General features: G+C 68.7%; 14 protein-coding genes. 5 read left to right on the forward strand and 9 right to left on the reverse strand.

What is annotated here, in order from left to right:
- The first annotated feature begins 193 nt into the window (after positions 1-193).
- Together ACJ8AT_RS20760 and ACJ8AT_RS20765 are read left to right on the forward strand one after the other, a co-directional pair.
- The gene (locus ACJ8AT_RS20760; RefSeq protein ID WP_407739518.1) at positions 194-958 is read left to right on the forward strand and encodes a TonB C-terminal domain-containing protein; all 765 of its coding nucleotides are present in this window, start codon (positions 194-196) and stop codon (positions 956-958) included.
- Positions 959-992: 34 nt separating this feature from the next.
- Positions 993-1,946: an MBL fold metallo-hydrolase gene (locus ACJ8AT_RS20765; RefSeq protein WP_407739519.1), complete on the forward strand. Its 954-nt coding sequence runs from the start codon at positions 993-995 to the stop codon at positions 1,944-1,946.
- A 32-nt stretch (positions 1,947-1,978) separates the two neighbouring features.
- On the opposite strand, the gene ACJ8AT_RS20770 is transcribed toward ACJ8AT_RS20765, so the two are convergent.
- Positions 1,979-3,268 (reverse strand): hypothetical protein, encoded by a 1,290-nt coding sequence (locus tag ACJ8AT_RS20770; RefSeq protein WP_407739520.1) that lies wholly within the window; start codon positions 3,266-3,268, stop codon positions 1,979-1,981.
- Positions 3,269-3,416: 148 nt separating this feature from the next.
- Between ACJ8AT_RS20770 and ACJ8AT_RS20775 the strand changes: the two genes are divergently transcribed.
- Positions 3,417-4,979: a bifunctional metallophosphatase/5'-nucleotidase gene (locus ACJ8AT_RS20775; protein WP_407739521.1), complete on the forward strand. Its 1,563-nt coding sequence runs from the start codon at positions 3,417-3,419 to the stop codon at positions 4,977-4,979.
- Between the two features lie 92 nt (positions 4,980-5,071).
- Here the strand turns inward: ACJ8AT_RS20775 and ACJ8AT_RS20780 are convergent, their stop codons facing one another.
- Positions 5,072-7,015, reverse strand: a complete 1,944-nt coding sequence (locus ACJ8AT_RS20780) for a lamin tail domain-containing protein (protein ID WP_407739522.1) — start codon at positions 7,013-7,015, stop codon at positions 5,072-5,074.
- Between the two features lie 165 nt (positions 7,016-7,180).
- Between ACJ8AT_RS20780 and ACJ8AT_RS20785 the strand changes: the two genes are divergently transcribed.
- Both ACJ8AT_RS20785 and ACJ8AT_RS20790 read left to right on the forward strand, forming a co-directional pair.
- Complete coding sequence (locus ACJ8AT_RS20785; protein WP_407739523.1) at positions 7,181-8,212, forward strand: stage II sporulation protein M; 1,032 nt, start codon at positions 7,181-7,183, stop codon at positions 8,210-8,212.
- Positions 8,213-8,329: 117 nt separating this feature from the next.
- On the forward strand, positions 8,330-9,106 hold the full coding sequence (locus ACJ8AT_RS20790) for a hypothetical protein (protein ID WP_407739524.1): 777 nt from the start codon (positions 8,330-8,332) through the stop codon (positions 9,104-9,106).
- Positions 9,107-9,161: 55 nt separating this feature from the next.
- Here the strand turns inward: ACJ8AT_RS20790 and ACJ8AT_RS20795 are convergent, their stop codons facing one another.
- From ACJ8AT_RS20795 to ACJ8AT_RS20825, 7 genes are read right to left on the reverse strand one after another with little or no spacing between them, the layout of a single operon-like run.
- Positions 9,162-9,512, reverse strand: a complete 351-nt coding sequence (locus ACJ8AT_RS20795; RefSeq protein ID WP_407739583.1) for a DUF2019 domain-containing protein — start codon at positions 9,510-9,512, stop codon at positions 9,162-9,164.
- The gene (locus ACJ8AT_RS20800; RefSeq protein ID WP_407739525.1) at positions 9,512-10,813 is read right to left on the reverse strand and encodes a hypothetical protein; all 1,302 of its coding nucleotides are present in this window, start codon (positions 10,811-10,813) and stop codon (positions 9,512-9,514) included. The genes ACJ8AT_RS20795 and ACJ8AT_RS20800 overlap by 1 nt, the downstream gene beginning before the upstream one ends.
- A gap of 38 nt (positions 10,814-10,851) precedes the next feature.
- Positions 10,852-12,159 carry a DUF58 domain-containing protein gene (locus ACJ8AT_RS20805; RefSeq protein WP_407739526.1) on the reverse strand — a complete coding sequence of 436 codons (1,308 nt, stop codon included), beginning with the start codon at positions 12,157-12,159 and terminating at the stop codon, positions 10,852-10,854.
- A complete protein-coding gene (locus ACJ8AT_RS20810) occupies positions 12,156-13,157 on the reverse strand; it encodes an AAA family ATPase (RefSeq protein WP_407739527.1) in 1,002 nt (333 codons plus the stop codon). The genes ACJ8AT_RS20805 and ACJ8AT_RS20810 overlap by 4 nt, the downstream gene beginning before the upstream one ends.
- Complete coding sequence (locus ACJ8AT_RS20815; protein WP_407739528.1) at positions 13,154-14,446, reverse strand: DUF4350 domain-containing protein; 1,293 nt, start codon at positions 14,444-14,446, stop codon at positions 13,154-13,156. Before ACJ8AT_RS20815 ends, ACJ8AT_RS20810 begins: the two co-directional genes overlap by 4 nt.
- Entirely contained in the window at positions 14,439-16,304 is a 1,866-nt protein-coding gene (locus tag ACJ8AT_RS20820; RefSeq protein ID WP_407739529.1) for a DUF4129 domain-containing protein, read from the reverse strand. Before ACJ8AT_RS20820 ends, ACJ8AT_RS20815 begins: the two co-directional genes overlap by 8 nt.
- Positions 16,305-16,574, reverse strand: coding sequence for a hypothetical protein (locus ACJ8AT_RS20825; protein WP_407739530.1), 270 nt, complete (start codon positions 16,572-16,574; stop codon positions 16,305-16,307).
- Between the last annotated feature and the right edge of the window lie 20 nt (positions 16,575-16,594).

Genomic DNA, 16,594 nt, shown 5'->3' on the forward strand with positions numbered 1-16,594 from the left:
GCAGAAGCCCGCCGAGCCTGTCGCCGAGCGCCCGCGCCCCGCCGAGCCCTCCCAGCCTCCTCAGGAGGATCGGCCCGTGGCTGGAGCAGGGGAGGAGGGCACGCCACACAAGCTCGTGCTCGTTCCCGCGTGGCCAGGCGGCCTTCCCGGCACGGGCGCTCCCGTGAGGGAGCCGGAGCCCCGAGGGCGGACCTTGCATCCAGGAGACGCTGCCCTCGAGCCCGAGTCCACGGTCGAGACCTCGGAGCGGCTCACTGCACGCGTTCAGGACTGGATGGATGACGGAGCGGCGGGGGCGCGCGCAGGGGGTATCGGAAAGCACCCCTACTTCGAACAAGTCCGAGGCTCGCTGGAGGGAGCCCTCGCTCGGACAGAGGGCGGGGATGCTCACGCGCTGGGGATCCAGAATCCCGTGGCGGGCATCCTGAAGAACTACCAGCAGGCCGCCGAGGAATACGGCCACACCGGAAACCCAGGAGGCTCTCCGCCTTCGGGGCCCCTTCACAGTGAACAACTCGCAGAACGCTTGAAGGATGAACCCTCGGCACGCCAGATGAGGCTGGCGGCCCAGGCGCGCGAGACGCTCGATGCCCTGAACAACCGAGCTGCCCTCTTCACCGTCATCCTCGAAGTGCGCCAGGCGCGAAGTGGGGAGTTGCTGGAGGCGAAGCTCACCGAGCCCTCAGGCAATTCGCGGTTCGATGCCTTCGTGTTACGGGTCGTTCCAGGAGCGCTCGGAACGCTGGCGCCTCCTCCGGGTGAAGCGCTCCGGGGACGAGACTTCCTCAGGACCCAGTGGCAGGTGGAAGGCTGGCTCTATACGCGCAAGGAGTTGATGGAGGCGGTCTCCTCCCTGGCCTCGGGACAGCTCATGCTCCCGGTGGATCTCCTCCTCAAGCCCTCGGATCCAGAGCGTCCGCGGTTCGAATATCGGGCGCGCCTGCTCAAGGTCTACTGAATCAAACCTCTTCAATGCGATCAGGACACATTCGATGGAACGACCTCGCTTGCAACGCCATCCCGACGGCATCACGGCCGTCGACACGGAGTACATGCACTCCGGCCTCGCGGCGGCTCACGTCATCGCGCACGCGGGGCGCGCCGCATTCGTCGACACCGGCACCACGCACTCGGTGCCACGGCTGCTCGCCGCTCTCGAGGAGCTCGGCATTGCGCGCGATGCGGTCGACTATGTGATTTTGACCCACGTGCATCTCGATCACGCCGGAGGCGCCGGGCGGCTCATGCAGGCGCTGCCCCGTGCGCGCGCGGTCATCCATCCGCGCGGCGCCCCGCACATGATCGATCCGACAAAGCTCATCGCCGGATCCATGGCGGTGTACGGCGAAGCCAGATACCGCGAGCTCTATGGCGAGCTCGTGCCAATTCCCGCCGATCGCGTCGTGACGACACACGACGGGCAGCGTCTGAGCCTGGCAGGCCGCGAGTTCGAGTTCTTGCACACGCCGGGGCATGCGCTTCATCACCATTCGATTGTCGATCTGGCGCACCGGAGCATCTTCACCGGCGATACGTTCGGGCTGTCCTATCGCGAGTTCGACACGGAGAGCGGCGCGTTCATCGTTCCCACGACGACTCCGACCCAGTTCGACCCGGAGCAGCTCGTCGCTTCGATTGATCGAATGCTCGGCTATCAGCCGCAGGCGCTGTATCTCACGCACTACAGCCGCGTCACCGACGCGCCCCGGCTCGCGGAGTCGCTGAAGCTGCAGATCCGCCAGTTCGTGACGATCGCGCGCAGTCACCGCGATGATGCGAACCGCCATGCCGCCATCTCCGCCGACATGCGCGCGCTGTGGCTCGAGCTGCTACGCCGTCACGGCTGCACGCTGCCCGACGAGCGGATTGACGAGCTGCTCGGCACGGATCTCGAACTCAACACGCAGGGGTTGATCGCCTGGCTCGACCGCGAGCGCAGGAGCTGACTACACGAGCTCACGGTCGGTTCCTGGTGCTCTCACGCCGCGTTGGCGGAGGAGCTCGCGGCAGGGCGTGAGGGCGCCTCGGATGCCAAGGCAGCGGCGCGCTCGGCGGTGTGCCGCGCGACGAGCAGGTGGGCCGCGGCCACCGGCATGAGCGGGCGCAGGAAGCACTTCATCAGGGGGATCATCGACAGCATCCCCGTGAGCGCCAGCCCGGCGAAGGCCCAGGGCTGCTTCTCCAGCTCGGCGGCGGGCGAGAAGAGAGAGCGGGTCTGGTTCTCCCAGAACCGGCCATAAGCCCGAGGCACCGCCCAGCGGAAGCCGGGGACGCGCGTGGTGAGCCAGCTCCAGCCGCGCAGGAACCAAGGGGGGCCTGCCTCGGGGTTGCGCCACGCGTGGCCGCTCTGGGAGGCGGTGAACACCACGATCCAGTACACGCTCCAGGAGGTGATGAGCATGGAGGCCAGTGGGTGCCGGAAGGGCAGGGGAGAGGAGATTCCGTAGAGGATCGGCACTCCCACCGTGAAGACCATGAAGGCCCGGAAGCGGCGCGAGATCTTCCTGCGCAGCCACTTCAGGTCCAGCCGGACGCGCGGCTCCACGGGCTCGTCCTCCGGCTCCAGCCCGGTCAGCAGGCTCGCATCCCGCGAGACGGTGTCGTGGAAGTCTCGCGAGAGGGCGATGACCACCCACTGAGCCATGTGCATCGCCGCGAACAGCGCCGCCCAGAACTCGAGATCATGGTCGATGAATCGCTTGGGCTTGGGAGCCGTCACCGCGGCCTCGGCCTGTTCCGCCTCGGTGGCCCCCTCCGCCTCGTCGGCCTCATCGGGATCGGCCTCCTCGTCAACCTCGGGCGCCTTCTCCCCTGTCTTCTGCGCGAGGGCCTTGGCCTTGCGAGTGGCTTTCTCCGCCGCGATCTTCATTTGGAGCTTGAAGTGTCCGCGCTCGAGCTGCCGGGCGGTCTTGAGCCCCGCCGGGGCGCTCCGCTCCTGAGCGTCATCCTCGTTCCGGGTGCTCCACCGGCTGTAGGCAAAGGCGAGCGCGAGGATGATCAGCGACTGGACGAACCCCACCCGGAGGAAGCGCCGCCGTGCGACCGGGTCCTTCCACAGCGCGACGAACAGGTGAAACGGCAAGAACAGCCCGTGAAAGAACTGCCGTACCGGGTGCGTAGGCGCCGAGCCTCGCCGCTCCTGGAAGTGCATCGCGCCGCCACGCACATCTTCCCACACGAAGTGGACCAGGGGTTCGCCTTGGAGCTGGCTGTGCCCCTGGGGCTCAGGCCTCTGGCCCGAGGCGCTCTTCCGGTTCGGCTCCGACACGCCGCGGAAGGTAGCACAAGGCCCGGAGGTGCTCTGAACCTGTCTGGCCCCTCGGGAATGTGGTAGAGGCGCGCCTGTGAGCCCGATCCCTTTCCGAGCCTTCTCTCGTCGTGAGTCGTCCCCTCTGTACCCTCGCGGCCTGCGCGCCGTGAGGCCGCTGCGCACCGGCCTTGCCGTGGTGCTCTTCACGGGCCTGGCGGCCTGTGGCAAGGGCAACGCGCCTGCTGAGCCGCCGGCGAAGGCCCCCGAGGCCGCCGCGGGTGACAAGTCCGGTGCCGCTCCGGCCAAGCCCGCCGAGCCCTCCGTGGTGACGGTGCTGATCACCGGCGGCCTGGGCGGCCAGCTCGTCCCGGGAGGCGAGAGCCAGAGCCCCGGCGCGGCGGAGACGCTGGGCCGCTGGGTGGCCGAGGACAAGCACTGCCCAGGCGCCGTGAAGGCGGATGGCCAGCCGGCGTGCGCGGAGGATCCCACGCTGGTGCTCGCCACGGGCGACCACTGGAACGGCCCGGCGATCTCGTCCTTCTTCCTCGGGACGCCGACCGCGGACGTCATGAGCCGCATGGGCTACGCCGCCTCGGCGCTGGGCAACCACGAGCTGGACTTCGGGCGCGAGCAGTTCCTCAAGAACGCCAACAACGGCCGCTTCCCGTTCCTGGCCGCCAACCTGAAGGTGAAGGACGCCTCGGTGGCCAAGGGCATGGACCTGCCGGCCTTCAAGGTGTTCGACCGCAAGGGCCTCAAGGTGGGCGTGGTGGGGCTGACCTCTCCGAAGACGATCACCTCCGCGATGGCCGGACGGGCCGAGGGCCTGGATCTGGTGGGCACCGAGGATGCGCTCGCCAGCGCCATCCCCGAGGCGCGCAAGGCGGGCGCGGACGTGGTGGTGGTGGTGGCGGACATGTGCCCCACCGAGCTGCAGCCCACGCTCGAGAAGCACCCCGAGTGGAAGCTGGCGCTGGTGGCCGGGGGCCGCTGCCCCGCGCAGATCGACACCAAGGTGGGTGACACGCAGGTCGTCTCGCTGAGCCGCGGCCTGCAGAACTACCTGCGCGCGCGCATCACCTTCGATCCGGCCAAGCCGGCCGGCCAGAAGGTCACCTCCATCGACGCGAAGCTGGTCGACGGCAAGGGCGGCAGCGGCACGCCGGACGCCGAGACGGCGAAGATGATCGCCGAGGCGAAGAAGCAGCTCGACCAGAAGCTCGGCGAGCAGATCGGCTTCACCAAGACGGGCATCAAGCAGGGCACGCCGGAGATGACGCGCTGGGTGGCGGGCGCCATGCGCGAGGGGACGAACGCGGACGTGGTGGTGATCAACCGCAAGGGCATCCGCCAGGATCTGTCCGCGGGCCCCATCACCGTGGGCAGCGTCTACTCGGTGCTGCCGTACGAGAACTCGCTGCTGCTGGTGAAGGTGAAGGGCGCGGATCTGGCCACGCAGCTGTCCAACCCGGAGGCGGTGATCGCGGGCTTCACGTCGGCGGGCAAGGGCAAGTTCAAGGACGCCAAGGGCAAGCCGCTGGATCCGAAGAAGGACTACATGGTGGGCACCATCGAGTACCTCTACTTCAGCGGTGATGGCTTCGAGTTCGAGAAGCTGGATCCCGAGCCGAAGGAGACGGGCATGGCCTGGCAGACGCCGGTGGTGGACTGGACGCGCAACCAGAAGTCCACCGAGGCCAAGCCGCTCGAGAAGTCGCTGCCCAAGTAGTCCCGGCGCTCGCGCCACGAGGCTTTGAAAAAGAAGAGGGGCGGGACCCATGGACAGGTCCCGCCCCTTTTTTCATGCCCGGAGGTGGCCCGTCAGAACGCGGTGCCGTTGGCTCGCTTGCCCGGGGAGCCGCTCAGCGACGAGACGGAGGTGTGGAGCACGAACGTGCCGGAGGCCGAGGCGTCCGGGCTGCGGTTCATGGAGACGCCGTCCGTGCCGGCCAGCGAGCTGGCGTAGGTGTACGAGGTGATGGTCGTCCCCGCCGCGTTCTTGAGGGTGACGGTGTCACCGGTGTTGTTCAAGGAGAGCGTGCCCGTGGAGGCCGCCACCGCGTTGCTCAACCCGGTGGGGATGTTCGCGGCGCTGGCGAAGACCACGATCGCCTTGCCCGCCGCCAGGCTGGTGCCGCTGGCGAAGGTGTGCCGCGACGACGTGGCATCCCAGAGCGTCCAGCCGCTCAGGTCCACGGGCGAGCCGCCCACGTTCACCAGCTCGATGTACTCGCCGCCGGTGTCGGAGCCGGGCTCGTTGGCCATGATCTCGTTGAGGATGACCTGGCCCGGGCTGGCGGTGGTGATGGTGAAGACGGCGTTGCTGGTGTCGGTGGGCGTGCCGTTCACGGCATCGGTGATGCGCACGCGCGCCTGGGTGGAGGCGGAGTTGGGCACCGTCCACGTGTAGCTGCCCGTGGAGGCCGCCACGCTGCTGGCGATGACCGTCCACGAGGTGCCGTTGTTGAGCGTGTACTCGAGCTTCACGTTGGACACGTTGGAGGAGCTCCAGGTGATGGCGTGGCTGCTGCTGCCGGCCCAGCTCTCGCCGCCATTGGGCGAGGTGACTGCCAGCGTCCGGGTCAGCGAGCCCGTGGTGGCCGAGGCCGTGTTGCTCACAGCGGACTCGTTGCCCGCGGCATCCGTGGCCGTCACCCGGTACCAGTAGGTGGTGGCGTTGGCGAGCCCCAGATCCGAGAAGCCCGTGGTGGTGGAGCTACCCGCTAGCGAGAAGCTGGTGCCATTGGTGCTGCGATAGATGTTGTAGCCCGTCACGCCCACGTTGTCCGAGGAGGCGCTCCACGACAGATCGATCTCCGAGGTAGAGGCGGCGCTCGCCACCAGCGAGCCCGGCGCGGTGGGCGGCTGGATGTCCCCGCTCTGGCCCTTGGAGGCATAGGTGGTGGAGGTGGGGCCCTGCGTCACGGTGAAGCTGCTGCCGGTGGCGCTGGTGAGCTCGATGTGGCCTCTCTTGACGCTGAGGCTGGGGTCCTCGGTCTGCCACACGTCCGAGCCGATGTTGCCCAGCGCGGCCAGCGTCTCGGGAGCGGGGTGGCCGTACGTGTTGCCCACGCCCACCGAGATGAACGAGGCCAGCGGCTTGATCGTGCTCAGGAAGGTGTCGTTGGACGAGTACTTCGAGCCGTGGTGGTGGACCTTGTAGACCTCGACCTCGCCCACGCTGGGGGCGACGCCCGTCTCGAGGTCCGGCGTGGCGCCCGTGAGATCGCCTCCCACGAGCGCGTCGAAGGCGCCGTAGGAGATCTTCACCACCACCGAGTTGGCGTTCTCGTCCGCGTTGTTCTCGTTGGAGTGGAGGACCTTCAGCGTCACCTGGTTGCAGACGGAGAAGGTCTGCCCGACGGTGACGGCGTGGCGCTTGCCGGCGAAGTGGGAGTCGTACTCGGTATACGCGGTGGAGGAGTAGGTGCCGCCGTTGTCATAGACGCCGTCGATGGGGACCGCGTCCGTGCCCACGTCCACCTCGTCGATGCCGCCCATGTGGTCGGTGTGCAGGTGCGAGACGAAGGCCATCTGCACGTGCGTCACGCCGATGGACTTGAGGTAGGCCTTGATGGTGGTACCCGAGCCCGTGGGGCCGCCATCGAAGAGCACGGCACAGCCTCCGGGCGCGACGAGGACTGCGGCATCTCCTTGGCCAATGTCCATGCTCGTGAAGCGCAGATTCTGTGCGAGCGCGAGGCCAGGAAGCAGGAGGGGAAGGAAGACGGCCAGTTGAGCCAGGAACGGCAGACGTAGACGCATGCGCTCGACTCCGGGGGGCTAGGGGGGTTCGCCCGTTGTAGGAGCCGATATTTCTCAGCGTCAAATGGTGCCGCCCGGTTTCTGAGAAAAATGGATTTTGAGATGCAACGATGGGTCCGTTATGCCCCAGCTCTCAGTTGGAACTGGGAGAGTAGAGTCGAGCGCATGGAAGTGGCGGAGTTCATCGAGACGCGGCGCCCCCGCTGGCAGAAGCTGGAGTCCCTGCTCGACAAGGCCGAGTTCATGGGCCTGCGGGCGCTCAGCATCGAGGAGGCGCGCTCGCTGGGGAAGATGTACCGGGCCGTGTCGAGCGATCTGCTGTGGGTGCGCGCGCGCAGCGGCTCGGCGGACGTGAGCGCCTACCTGAATGATCTGGTGGGGCGCGCCTACGCCATCACCTACCCGGGCAAGCGCCCCCGGTTCGCGGACGTGTGGAGCTTCGTCTCGCGGGGCTTCCCGGCGCTGATGCGGCGCGAGTGGCGCATGTACCTGGCCTCGGTGTTGTTGCTGCTGGCGGGCACGGGCTTCGGGTACCTGGGCATGGTGATGGATCCGGACGCGGCGCCCTACCTGGTGCCCGAGGAGCACCAGAAGCTGGATCCGAAGGAGCGCGCCGAGAAGGAGGCCAAGGGCGAGGGGCTGCCGGTGGACCAGCAGGCGGCGTTCTCCGCGTTCCTGTTCACCCACAACATCGAGGTGGCCTTCTTCGCGTTCGCGCTGGGCATCACCGTGGGGCTGGGCACGGCGGTGATGCTCTTCGTCAACGGGCTGTTCCTGGGGGCGCTGGCGCAGATCTACACGGCCAAGGGCATGGCGGGGTGGTTCTGGGCGTGGATCCTCCCGCACGGCATCCCCGAGCTCACCGCCATCTGCATTGCGGGCGCGGCGGGGCTGGTGATTGCCCGAGGGATGGCGGCGCCCCGGGGGCTGGCTCGGGGCGTGGCGCTGCGCCAGGAGGCGGTGACGGCGGTGAAGCTGCTGTTCGGCACGCTGGCGCTGTTCGTGCTCGCCGGGTGCATCGAGGGCACGGTGTCGCAGATCCACCCGCCCAGGCTGTCGGTGGCCTTCAAGATCTCCTTCGCGCTGGCGGTGGGTACGGGCGTCTACGCGTACCTGTGCTCGGACTTCCTGCGCGCCTGGCGCGAGGAGGCGGCGGGCCGACCGTCTCGGATCGTGGACTCCCGAGTCTCTGGTTAGAGACTGCTCGTTTCCGGGGTGCCGTCCAAGCCATTGAATTTCCGGGGCTTCGTTCTGGCCCGAGTCCTGCTCTGTGCCCGTCTCGCCACAATCCAGTGGCGCTAACGGGAGCAGCGCATGGCAGGAACGAACGGAACCGAGACGACGGCAGTGCCCTCCACCCTGGCGGAGGCGCGAGTCATGATCTTGAAGCACGAGGCCCAGGCCAACGCTGAGCACTACCACATTGGCCGCATCTTCAATCGCGTGGTGGACCAGGGCCTGGCGGGGGCTCGCACGGAAGAGAGCGCGCGAAGGTATCTCAGCTCGTGGCTCAAAGCGTTCTCGGGCTCGGTCCTGGCCGAGTTCGGCATGGTGGCCCGGGAGTTCCCGGAAGCGGTCTGCAGGAAGTACGGCATGCGCTCCTTGCGGCTCCTGCTGGCCTACGCCCGGAAGCGCAAGGTCTCTGTGTCGGGGAAGGATCCAGGGCTGATGTTGATCCGGGTCCCCGGCGCCGATGGCCCCGCGCCGCAGAAGCCTTTTGCTCGATGCACCCGGGATGAGCTTGGGCGATCGCTGACCGGCGGTCTTCCCCCGGCTCCGGACTCGGGGGAGGCTCCTCGCGCGGAGCTGCACTGCCTGCAGGTCCTCCGGGATGGCCTGGCGAAGCGGTTCGGTGAGTCCGCTCCCTTCGCGAACGCGCGCGTTCGCCAGGGGAAGCTCCAGATCACCTTGAGTCATCTCACGGTGGAGGAACTGGAGGGGGTGGCGGAAGCCATCCGCGAGAGCCTCGAGCCCCTCCGTGAGGAGCGGCGCCGGAAGCTGCTGGCTCAGCCCCCGGTCCTGAATGCCGTTCCGAGTTTCAGCCGTGTCGGTGAGGCTTCCCACGCGGCTACAGCACTCCACGCGCCCTGATATCGAGGTAGCGGTGGACGGCAGCCAGGCTCAGCTCGTCTGGCTGCCCAGGGGGCTATTCTGGATCCAACGCCCAGGTACCTTCCTCCCACCGCTGCAGGGCTTGCTGGGCCTCGAAAGGAATCATTCCCTCGCCCTTGGCGGCCTCTTCAAGAACCCTCTTGGCCTCCGCCGTGCGGTGGCGGAGCAAGCAGGCCGCTGCCGTGACCCTGACATCCATGCGCGGGTGCTCGAGAAGAACAGCCAGTGCATCTCGCCCCGCATTGCCATGGTCGCGGAGCTTCTTGAACGCAGCCGTGTACTTCTTGACGTGCTTGTCCGCAGCCTTGACGTCTCCCCGCCAGCCTGCCTCGGTCTCGGCTTGAACGTGGTAGGCAAATTGCTCGACGAGTTCCTCCAGGGTCATCACCAGATCCCCTTCTGAATGTTCTCGATGACCTTGAGCCCGAATGCACGCTGTGCCTCGTATGATTGCGTGCTCAGCCATTGGCGCACGGTCAAGTCGGTCGTACCCGTAATTCTCAAGTTCTTTCTTGAATAGAACGCGCTCACGCGGTTGTGCAGCCCTTCTTCCAGCGGGATGACGTTCTCGGTGTTGTGAATGGCATGGGGACCGAAGCGCTCCACGTTGCTCGGCGTCTGCTCGACGATGTGGTGCCACTGCATCCCTTCCCCTGCCGGGCCCAGGGCATTCTTCAACCCACTGAATGAGCCCCAGGATCTGAATCCGGTAGGACCGACTCCAGCTGTTGCTCCTCCACCAGTTGTACTCCGGGCGGCCATTGCCACCGCCGTGGGAGCCAGAGTGATGGCGAGGTTGCCTTCGGCCACAGCCACCGTGCTTACCTGGCCTACGTTGCCCAGTCGGATGCCCAGTTGCGAGGCTCCCAGCGCTGCTGCCTCCGAGAAGCTGGGCAGCATCGACAGCCGTGAGGCCAGCAGCGCGGCGCCCCCGGCCATGCCCTGGCTCACCACCACCGTTACCGCGAGGACGAAGACGCGGGCCACCTGCGGTCCCACCCGGTTCGCGAAGCGCTGGCCGGCTTGCTCCAACTCTTCGATGGTGGTGGCTTTGTCGGTGGCTCGCTTCAGCTCCCTGCTCGCATCCACCATCTCCAGGAAGGTCTCCACCCCCAGCCAGATCAGCATCAGCGCAGAGACGATGGCTGCTGCCTTGGTGAACACGGGCTCGGGGTTGGCCGCGAGGACGACCCAGGTCACCAGCCCCGTGGCAATCACCGTGTAGAAGAGCTGGGGTGCCAGGGTGTTCTCCACTGCCTTGGAGATGCTCTCTTTCAGGGGCTCGAACGACAGGCCCAGGGCCGCGCCCAGTTTGTCCCACTGACTCAAGCCCATGGCGTCGTCGAGTAGCGAGAGGCAGTCCTCCCGACGCTGGCCTGGCTTGCAGAACCCGCCGAAGCTCTTGCGCATGAGGCTCTGCCAGCGGGCATCCGCGTCGTTGGTGGGGTAGGAGGCTCGCACCAGCCGGCCTTGCGAAACAGGGCGGAGGCTCAGGGGTATCTCTAGCACCAGCCGCGTCAGCGCTTGCTCGAAGTCATTCGCGCCCACCTGCACGGAGTTGTTCCAGGTGGGGGGCTTGTACTCTCGGGGTGTCCCTTGGCCCGTGTCGAGGCGTATCACGTGCGCGGGGGTGCACGCGGTGAGCAGCATCAGCAGCTGCACCGCCATGCTCAGGCGAGCAGTCATGGGATGTCCTGTCCTCCAGATTCGAGCTGCCGTGCCTGCTACAGCACTCCGCGCGCCTTGATGTCGAGGTAGCGGTTGACGGCAGCCAGGCTCAGCTCGTCTGGCTGCACGTCGATCATCTGCACCCCGCCCATGCTCACCCGGGCCTTGAGCGTCTCTCGGTCCGCGAGCAGCTCGGAGGCCACCGCTTGCTGGAAGGCCTCCTCCGGACCCGGCGGTGGCTGGCGCAGCAGGCCCAGCAGCGCCGTGTCCTTCACCGAGAGGCACAGCGGCACGTGGCGGCGCGCCAGCCGGTGCAGCGGATCGATCATCGTCGAGGCCTGCTCCTCGTCGAGGAAGTCCGTGAAGACGCACAGCAGGCTGCGCCGCGTGAGCCGGAGGTTCAGCTCCTTGAAGAGCGCCAGGTAGTCCACGTAGGTGAGGCTCGGGCTGGCCGAGTAGAGCGCGTCCACGATCTTCCGGTACTGCCCACGCCCCGCCGCCGGTGGCAGGTACGTCTTCACTCCGTCCGCGAAGACCACCAGCCCCACCCGGTCCCCATTGCGCACCGCCACGAACGCCAGGAAGAGCGCCGCGTTCACCGCGTGATCCAGCTTGGTCAGCCCATCCACCTGCGCGGCCATGGAGCGCCCCGCATCCACGCAGATGAGCAGCGACTGAGAGCGCTCGGACTCCATGACCCGGGTGACGGGCTTGCCTCTGCGGGCGGTGGCCTTCCAGTCCACCTCGCGCACTGAGTCTCCCTGGGCGTAGTCGCGCAGGCGGGCGAACTCGCTGCCCCGGCCATCCCGCCGGAGCTGGCGCAGGCCCAGGTTCACCAGATCCAACGCCGCGCCGGAGAGCAGCAGCCGGCTGGCCCCGCGCAGATCCGGAAACACCGAGGCCCCCTGCGCCGCCTTGTACGCGCGCTCGTGGAAGACGAGCCCCATCGGTCCCTGCACCCGCACGTGCACGTCCCCGAAGCTGAACTTGCCTCGCTTCGAGGGCGCCACCCGGTACACCCAGCGCGTCTGGCTCTCGGGCGGGAGGCTCAGCGGGGCCTCCTCGGGCGTGGCGCTGAAGGCGTCCGGCACGTCGTCCCGCACCCGCACCTGCACGGCCTGCCGTGAGCGGTGGATGAGCTGCACCTCCACCCGGTTGGCCACACCCACGGACAGCTTCTGGGGCAGGTGCCGGTGCACCTCGAGCCGCACGCGGCGGGCCAGGATGTAATCCACCGCGGCCAGCCCTACCACCAACAGGTCCAGCGCCAGCACGAGCCCGCCCAGCCCCGGAAAGAAGCCCGCCGCCATCATGGGCAGCGCCAGCAGGGCGAGCAGCGCCCACAGGCGCGTGGTGGGAATCACCGGGGGACCTCGACGGACTGCACCACCTCGCGCAGCACGTCCGAGGGGGTGGCGCCATCCAGCTCCGCGTCCGGCGACAGCAGCAGCCGGTGCTTGAGCACGGGGCCCGCCAGGAAGCGCACGTCATCCGGAGTGACGAACCCCCGTCCACGCAGCGCGGCGAGCGCCTTGGCCGCCATCAGCAGGTGCACCCCGGCGCGAGGCCCCGCGCCCAGGCGGATGCGGCTCGACGAGCGCGTGGCCGACACCAGCTTGCGGATATACGCGAGCACCGGCGGCTCCACCGTCACCTCGTTGAGCGCCGTGCGCGCCCCCATCAGCCCGTCCTTCGTCACCGCCGCGCCCACGCCCGCGCGGGCCAGATCTCCCGCGTCGAAGCCGCGGTGCACCGAGGCGAGGATGGCGTCCTCCTCCTCGGGGGCGGGGTAGCCCACCTCGATCTTGAACAGGAAGCGGTCCAGCTGGGCCTCGGGCAGCGGGTAGGTGCCCTCGGACTCCACGGGGTTCTGCGTGGCGAACACCGTGAACAGCGGCGAGAGGGTGATGTTGCGGCCCTCCAGCGACACGGCGCGCTCCTGCATCGCCTCCAGCAGCGCGGACTGCGTCTTGGCCGGGGCGCGGTTGATCTCGTCCGCCAGCAGCAGGTCCGTGAAGATGGGGCCTCGCACCAGCACGAAGGACTGCGACTTCAAGTCGAACACGCTGGTGCCCAGGATGTCCGCGGGCATCAGGTCCGGCGTGAACTGGATGCGCTTGAAGTCCGAGCTGACGCTGCGCGCCAGGGCCTTGGCCATCAGCGTCTTGGCCACGCCGGGCACGCCCTCCAGCAGCACGTGGCCGCCGGCGATGAGGCCGCAGAGCATCAGCTCCAGCGCCTCGTCCTGGCCGACGACGGCCTTGCGCACCTCGCTCAGCACGCCCTCGCGGATGGCGTTGGCGGTCTGCACCGCGTTGCCCGGAAGGTTGAAGGAAGGGGCGGGGACGGGAGGGACGTTCATGACTCCTCGGCGGATACGGCGGGCACTCGCTTGAGCCCGGTGGGGTGGATGCGGTTGCGCAGCTCCGCGGCGCGCGCGGCCAGCTGCTGGAGATCCTTGTCGCTCTGCGACTCCTCGGCGCGGCGGACGATGGCGCGCAGGCCCTGGGAGAGATCCTCCCGGCCTCGAGCCAGCAGCCCCTCGGCGACGGCGGCAGGCTGCGCGTGCGCGGGCAGCCCGGAGTACAGCGCCAGCTCCTGCGTCAGCCCCTTGGCGATGAGCCCCGCGGCGAAGGCGTGGTGGCGGCCCTCGCGGTAGAGGCGGCTCATGGCGAACAGGGCGTCTGTGGCGCCCACGCGGGCGGACTCGGGCGGCGGGTGCGGCCGGCCGAAGCGCTTGAGCGACACGGACCACAGCGCCACGCCCAGCAGCAGCTGCGCCACGGCGAAGTGCAGGCCGTAGCGCTTGGCGAAGTCCACGATGGAGCGCTCGTTGGTGAAGCCGTGGTGGTACTCGCTGAACTCGTACGGGCCGGAGCTCAGGGCGTGAAAAGCGCTCAGCCAGAACTGGGCGTTGTCGGCTCGCGCGAGCGCCTGGTTCATCGCCAGCTCGGGGGCGCCCACCACCAGCACCTTGCCCAGGCCGTATGGCACCACCGCGGCCACGGGGCGCTCGAACTGGGCATCCTGCAGCACCGGCACGGCGTCCGAGGGCAGCTTCAGCAGCGCCTGCACCTTGGCCTCCACGCGCTCCACGCCCAGCGTGTACGGCGTGGGCATGGGCGGCACGAGCGTACGCATGGGCAGCGTGGTCTCCACCTTGGAGAGCTTCACCCCCAGGGCGTCCAGCAGCGGGTTCTCCCGAGAGCCCCACGGCACGTAGATCAGCGCGTGTCCGGCCTTCACGTGCGAGAGCAGCTTCTCCCGCTCGGTGGCGCTCAGCTCGGTGGCTTGCAGGGCGTTGAAGCCCTCGTGGGGCACGTCCTCGTCGGCCACGCCGGCGTCGCGCTCCTCGGCCAGCAGCGTCTCGTCTGGATCATCCTCTCGCGCGCCCTCCACCTCCACCGCGAGCAGGACCACCGCGGCGCTGGACTTCTCATCCAGGATCTGGAGATCCGCGGAGCGCCGGATGACGGGCAGCCCGCTCTCCTGGGCGAGCAGGTAGAGCGCCCGCGCGCCGTTCTCCGAGGAGCGGTAGGTGGACAGGGTGTCCGCGAAGCCACCGCGAGAGGCTCCGCGCAGCAGGAAGCTGCCGAGGATGACGGAGAACAGCAGGCCCCCCACCATGAGCATCGGGAAACGGTCACGCACCGGCGGCCTCCGGCTGCACGGGGGCGGTGAGCAGCGGCTCGGTGAGGGCGCGGAAGTCGCGGTAGCCGTCCGGCCCCACGTGCAGGTTGCCGTACCAGGTGAAGTCGAAGCGGCGCGTCAGCTCGCGGAAGGGGGGCAGCCACTCGCGGCGGCCCTTGAACTGGCGCAGGTAGTCCCAGTTGCTCAGGGTCGAGTCGTAGAGGATGGCGCCCTCGCGGTGCAGGCGGGACAGCAGCGCCAGGTAGAGGCTGCGCACCGCCTCGCGGTACTCGCCCTTGGCGGCCAGCTCGTCGGCGAGGTGGGCCCAGCCCTCGGGCGGGCGGGCCAGGGCGCTCATGGGATCCTGCGCGAGCGCCTGGGAGTCCAGCGTGCTCACCTCCAACTGGGCGCTCTCCTCCTGTTGCCGCTTGCCCAGGGCTCGCAGCAGCACGGCGGCCAGCACCGCCAGCACCAGCCCGATGACGAGCACCACCAGCACGTTGGCCGCGCCCGCGCCGCTGGCATCCGAGAAGGCCGAGGGCCGGATGGGATCATCCTTCCGTTTGAAGAGCTTCTTGAGCAGCTCTCCCAGCCAGTCCATGAAGCGCTTCCACCAGCCCGGAGGCTCCGGCGGCACGGTGGCCTCCGGCTCCTCCTTCTCCTTGTCCACGGAGGGCGCCTCGGAGAACTCCGGCCGGGAGAGGATGTCCCGAGCCCGCGCCGAGGCCGCCCGAGCGTTCGGCGCGGCCTGCTCGAGCTTCGCCGTCTCCCGAGCCTGCGCCAGCCCCTGCTTCAGCGTCGCCGTGGTGACCTCGCAGTCCTCGGTGTGGTGGGCCTGATACTCCACGGTGCGCAGCAGGCGCTGGAGCTTGGCCGCCTCGGCGTCGCTCAACGAGTCCACGGCCTCGAGCCCCGCCTTCAGCTCGGCGCCTGAGTACTCGCACTGGTGGGCCACCGCCTTCAGGCGCTGGTGCAGCTCCGGGCGAGGGATGCTCTCCGCCTCTTCCGCCCGCGCCGCCGTCCCGCCGAAGAGGACGCACAGGAAGATGAGCGCCGCGCTCTGGACCGCGCGGGCCTTGCCCCGAGCGGGGAGCTGCTGGACGGACGCGAGCAGATCCAACCCCTCCTGGCGCACGCGCCCATCAACCAAGAGCAGCGTGGCGGAGGCGGCCTTGATGGGCTCGAAGAGGGTGAAGGTGAGGGCGGCCAGGAAGATCAGCCACGGCGGGTTGTCGAGCGAGGCAAAGCGCTCGGCGAAGGTGAAGTCGATGGCCAGCAGCTTCCGGCCCAGCATGAGCAGGACGTTGATGGCGATGTGGAGGTTGAAGAAGGTGAGCACCTGCACGAGCAGCATCAGCCGCACCCCCGCGGCGGTGCCCCGCGCCGGACCGAGCAGCCGCGAGCACAAGCCGTAGAGCCGCAGGGGACTGCCTCGGCCCTGCATCGTCGCGGCGTAGCCGACGAGGTGCGCCGAGAGCAGGAAGAACGCAACCCCCAGCGAGAAGGTGATGGTGACGGCGTTGAAGACGAGCAGGAAGCCCGCCGCGATGATGAGGCTGGGCATCCGGGCCAGCGCGGCGCGGAGGCTGGAGAGCACGCCGGGCTCCTTCTGTCCAAGGAGCAGCTCCTGGACGTAGTGGCAGGTGGCGCCCTGGAACACTCCGCGGGCGAGCCACGCGAGCGTGAGCCACAGCGTGGGCAGCGCCAGCGCGCGGCGGTGCGTCACCGCGTCCGCTCCATGGAGAACCGCCGCGGTGACGAGCGCCCCTCCGGGCAGCGTCAGCGCCCACACGCCGGTGTTGCGCGAGCACAGCCGCAAGGCCGCATCCAGGATGGCGACGGCGCCCCGGGGGCGCAGCTCGAGAGCAGAGACGGCCATTCAGCGCTCCACCAGTTGGGCCAGCAGGCGGAACCCGCCATAGACGATGGCCCCGCTCATCAGCGCGAGCACCACGTTTCCCACCGACCAGTCCTTGCGCGCCGCGGGCCCCTCCAGCACCTTGAGGCGCTTCTCGAGGCAGCTCGCGCAGCGGTTGATGCCCTCGAACTGGGTGGTGCACTCGCGGCAGATGACCCGCCGGCACTCGACGCAGATGCCGAGCCCCGCGCGATCCGGGTGGTAGTGGCAGCGGCCCGAGCCCTGGAGCATGTCCGCAGCCTACGAAATCT

Source organism: Hyalangium sp., from assembly GCF_045802625.1.
Lineage (GTDB): Bacteria > Myxococcota > Myxococcia > Myxococcales > Myxococcaceae > Hyalangium.

Bases quoted from the DNA above. Each gene is read 5' to 3' on its own strand.
- ACJ8AT_RS20765 (WP_407739519.1), top strand. From the start codon at position 993: ATGGAACGACCTCGCTTGCAACGCCATCCCGACGGCATCACGGCCGTC.
- ACJ8AT_RS20780 (WP_407739522.1), bottom strand. From the start codon at position 7,015: ATGCGTCTACGTCTGCCGTTCCTGGCTCAACTGGCCGTCTTCCTTCCC.
- ACJ8AT_RS20785 (WP_407739523.1), top strand. From the start codon at position 7,181: ATGGAAGTGGCGGAGTTCATCGAGACGCGGCGCCCCCGCTGGCAGAAG.
- ACJ8AT_RS20790 (WP_407739524.1), top strand. From the start codon at position 8,330: ATGGCAGGAACGAACGGAACCGAGACGACGGCAGTGCCCTCCACCCTG.
- ACJ8AT_RS20795 (WP_407739583.1), bottom strand. From the start codon at position 9,512: ATGACCCTGGAGGAACTCGTCGAGCAATTTGCCTACCACGTTCAAGCC.
- ACJ8AT_RS20800 (WP_407739525.1), bottom strand. From the start codon at position 10,813: ATGACTGCTCGCCTGAGCATGGCGGTGCAGCTGCTGATGCTGCTCACC.
- ACJ8AT_RS20810 (WP_407739527.1), bottom strand. From the start codon at position 13,157: ATGAACGTCCCTCCCGTCCCCGCCCCTTCCTTCAACCTTCCGGGCAAC.
- ACJ8AT_RS20820 (WP_407739529.1), bottom strand. From the start codon at position 16,304: ATGGCCGTCTCTGCTCTCGAGCTGCGCCCCCGGGGCGCCGTCGCCATC.
- ACJ8AT_RS20825 (WP_407739530.1), bottom strand. From the start codon at position 16,574: ATGCTCCAGGGCTCGGGCCGCTGCCACTACCACCCGGATCGCGCGGGG.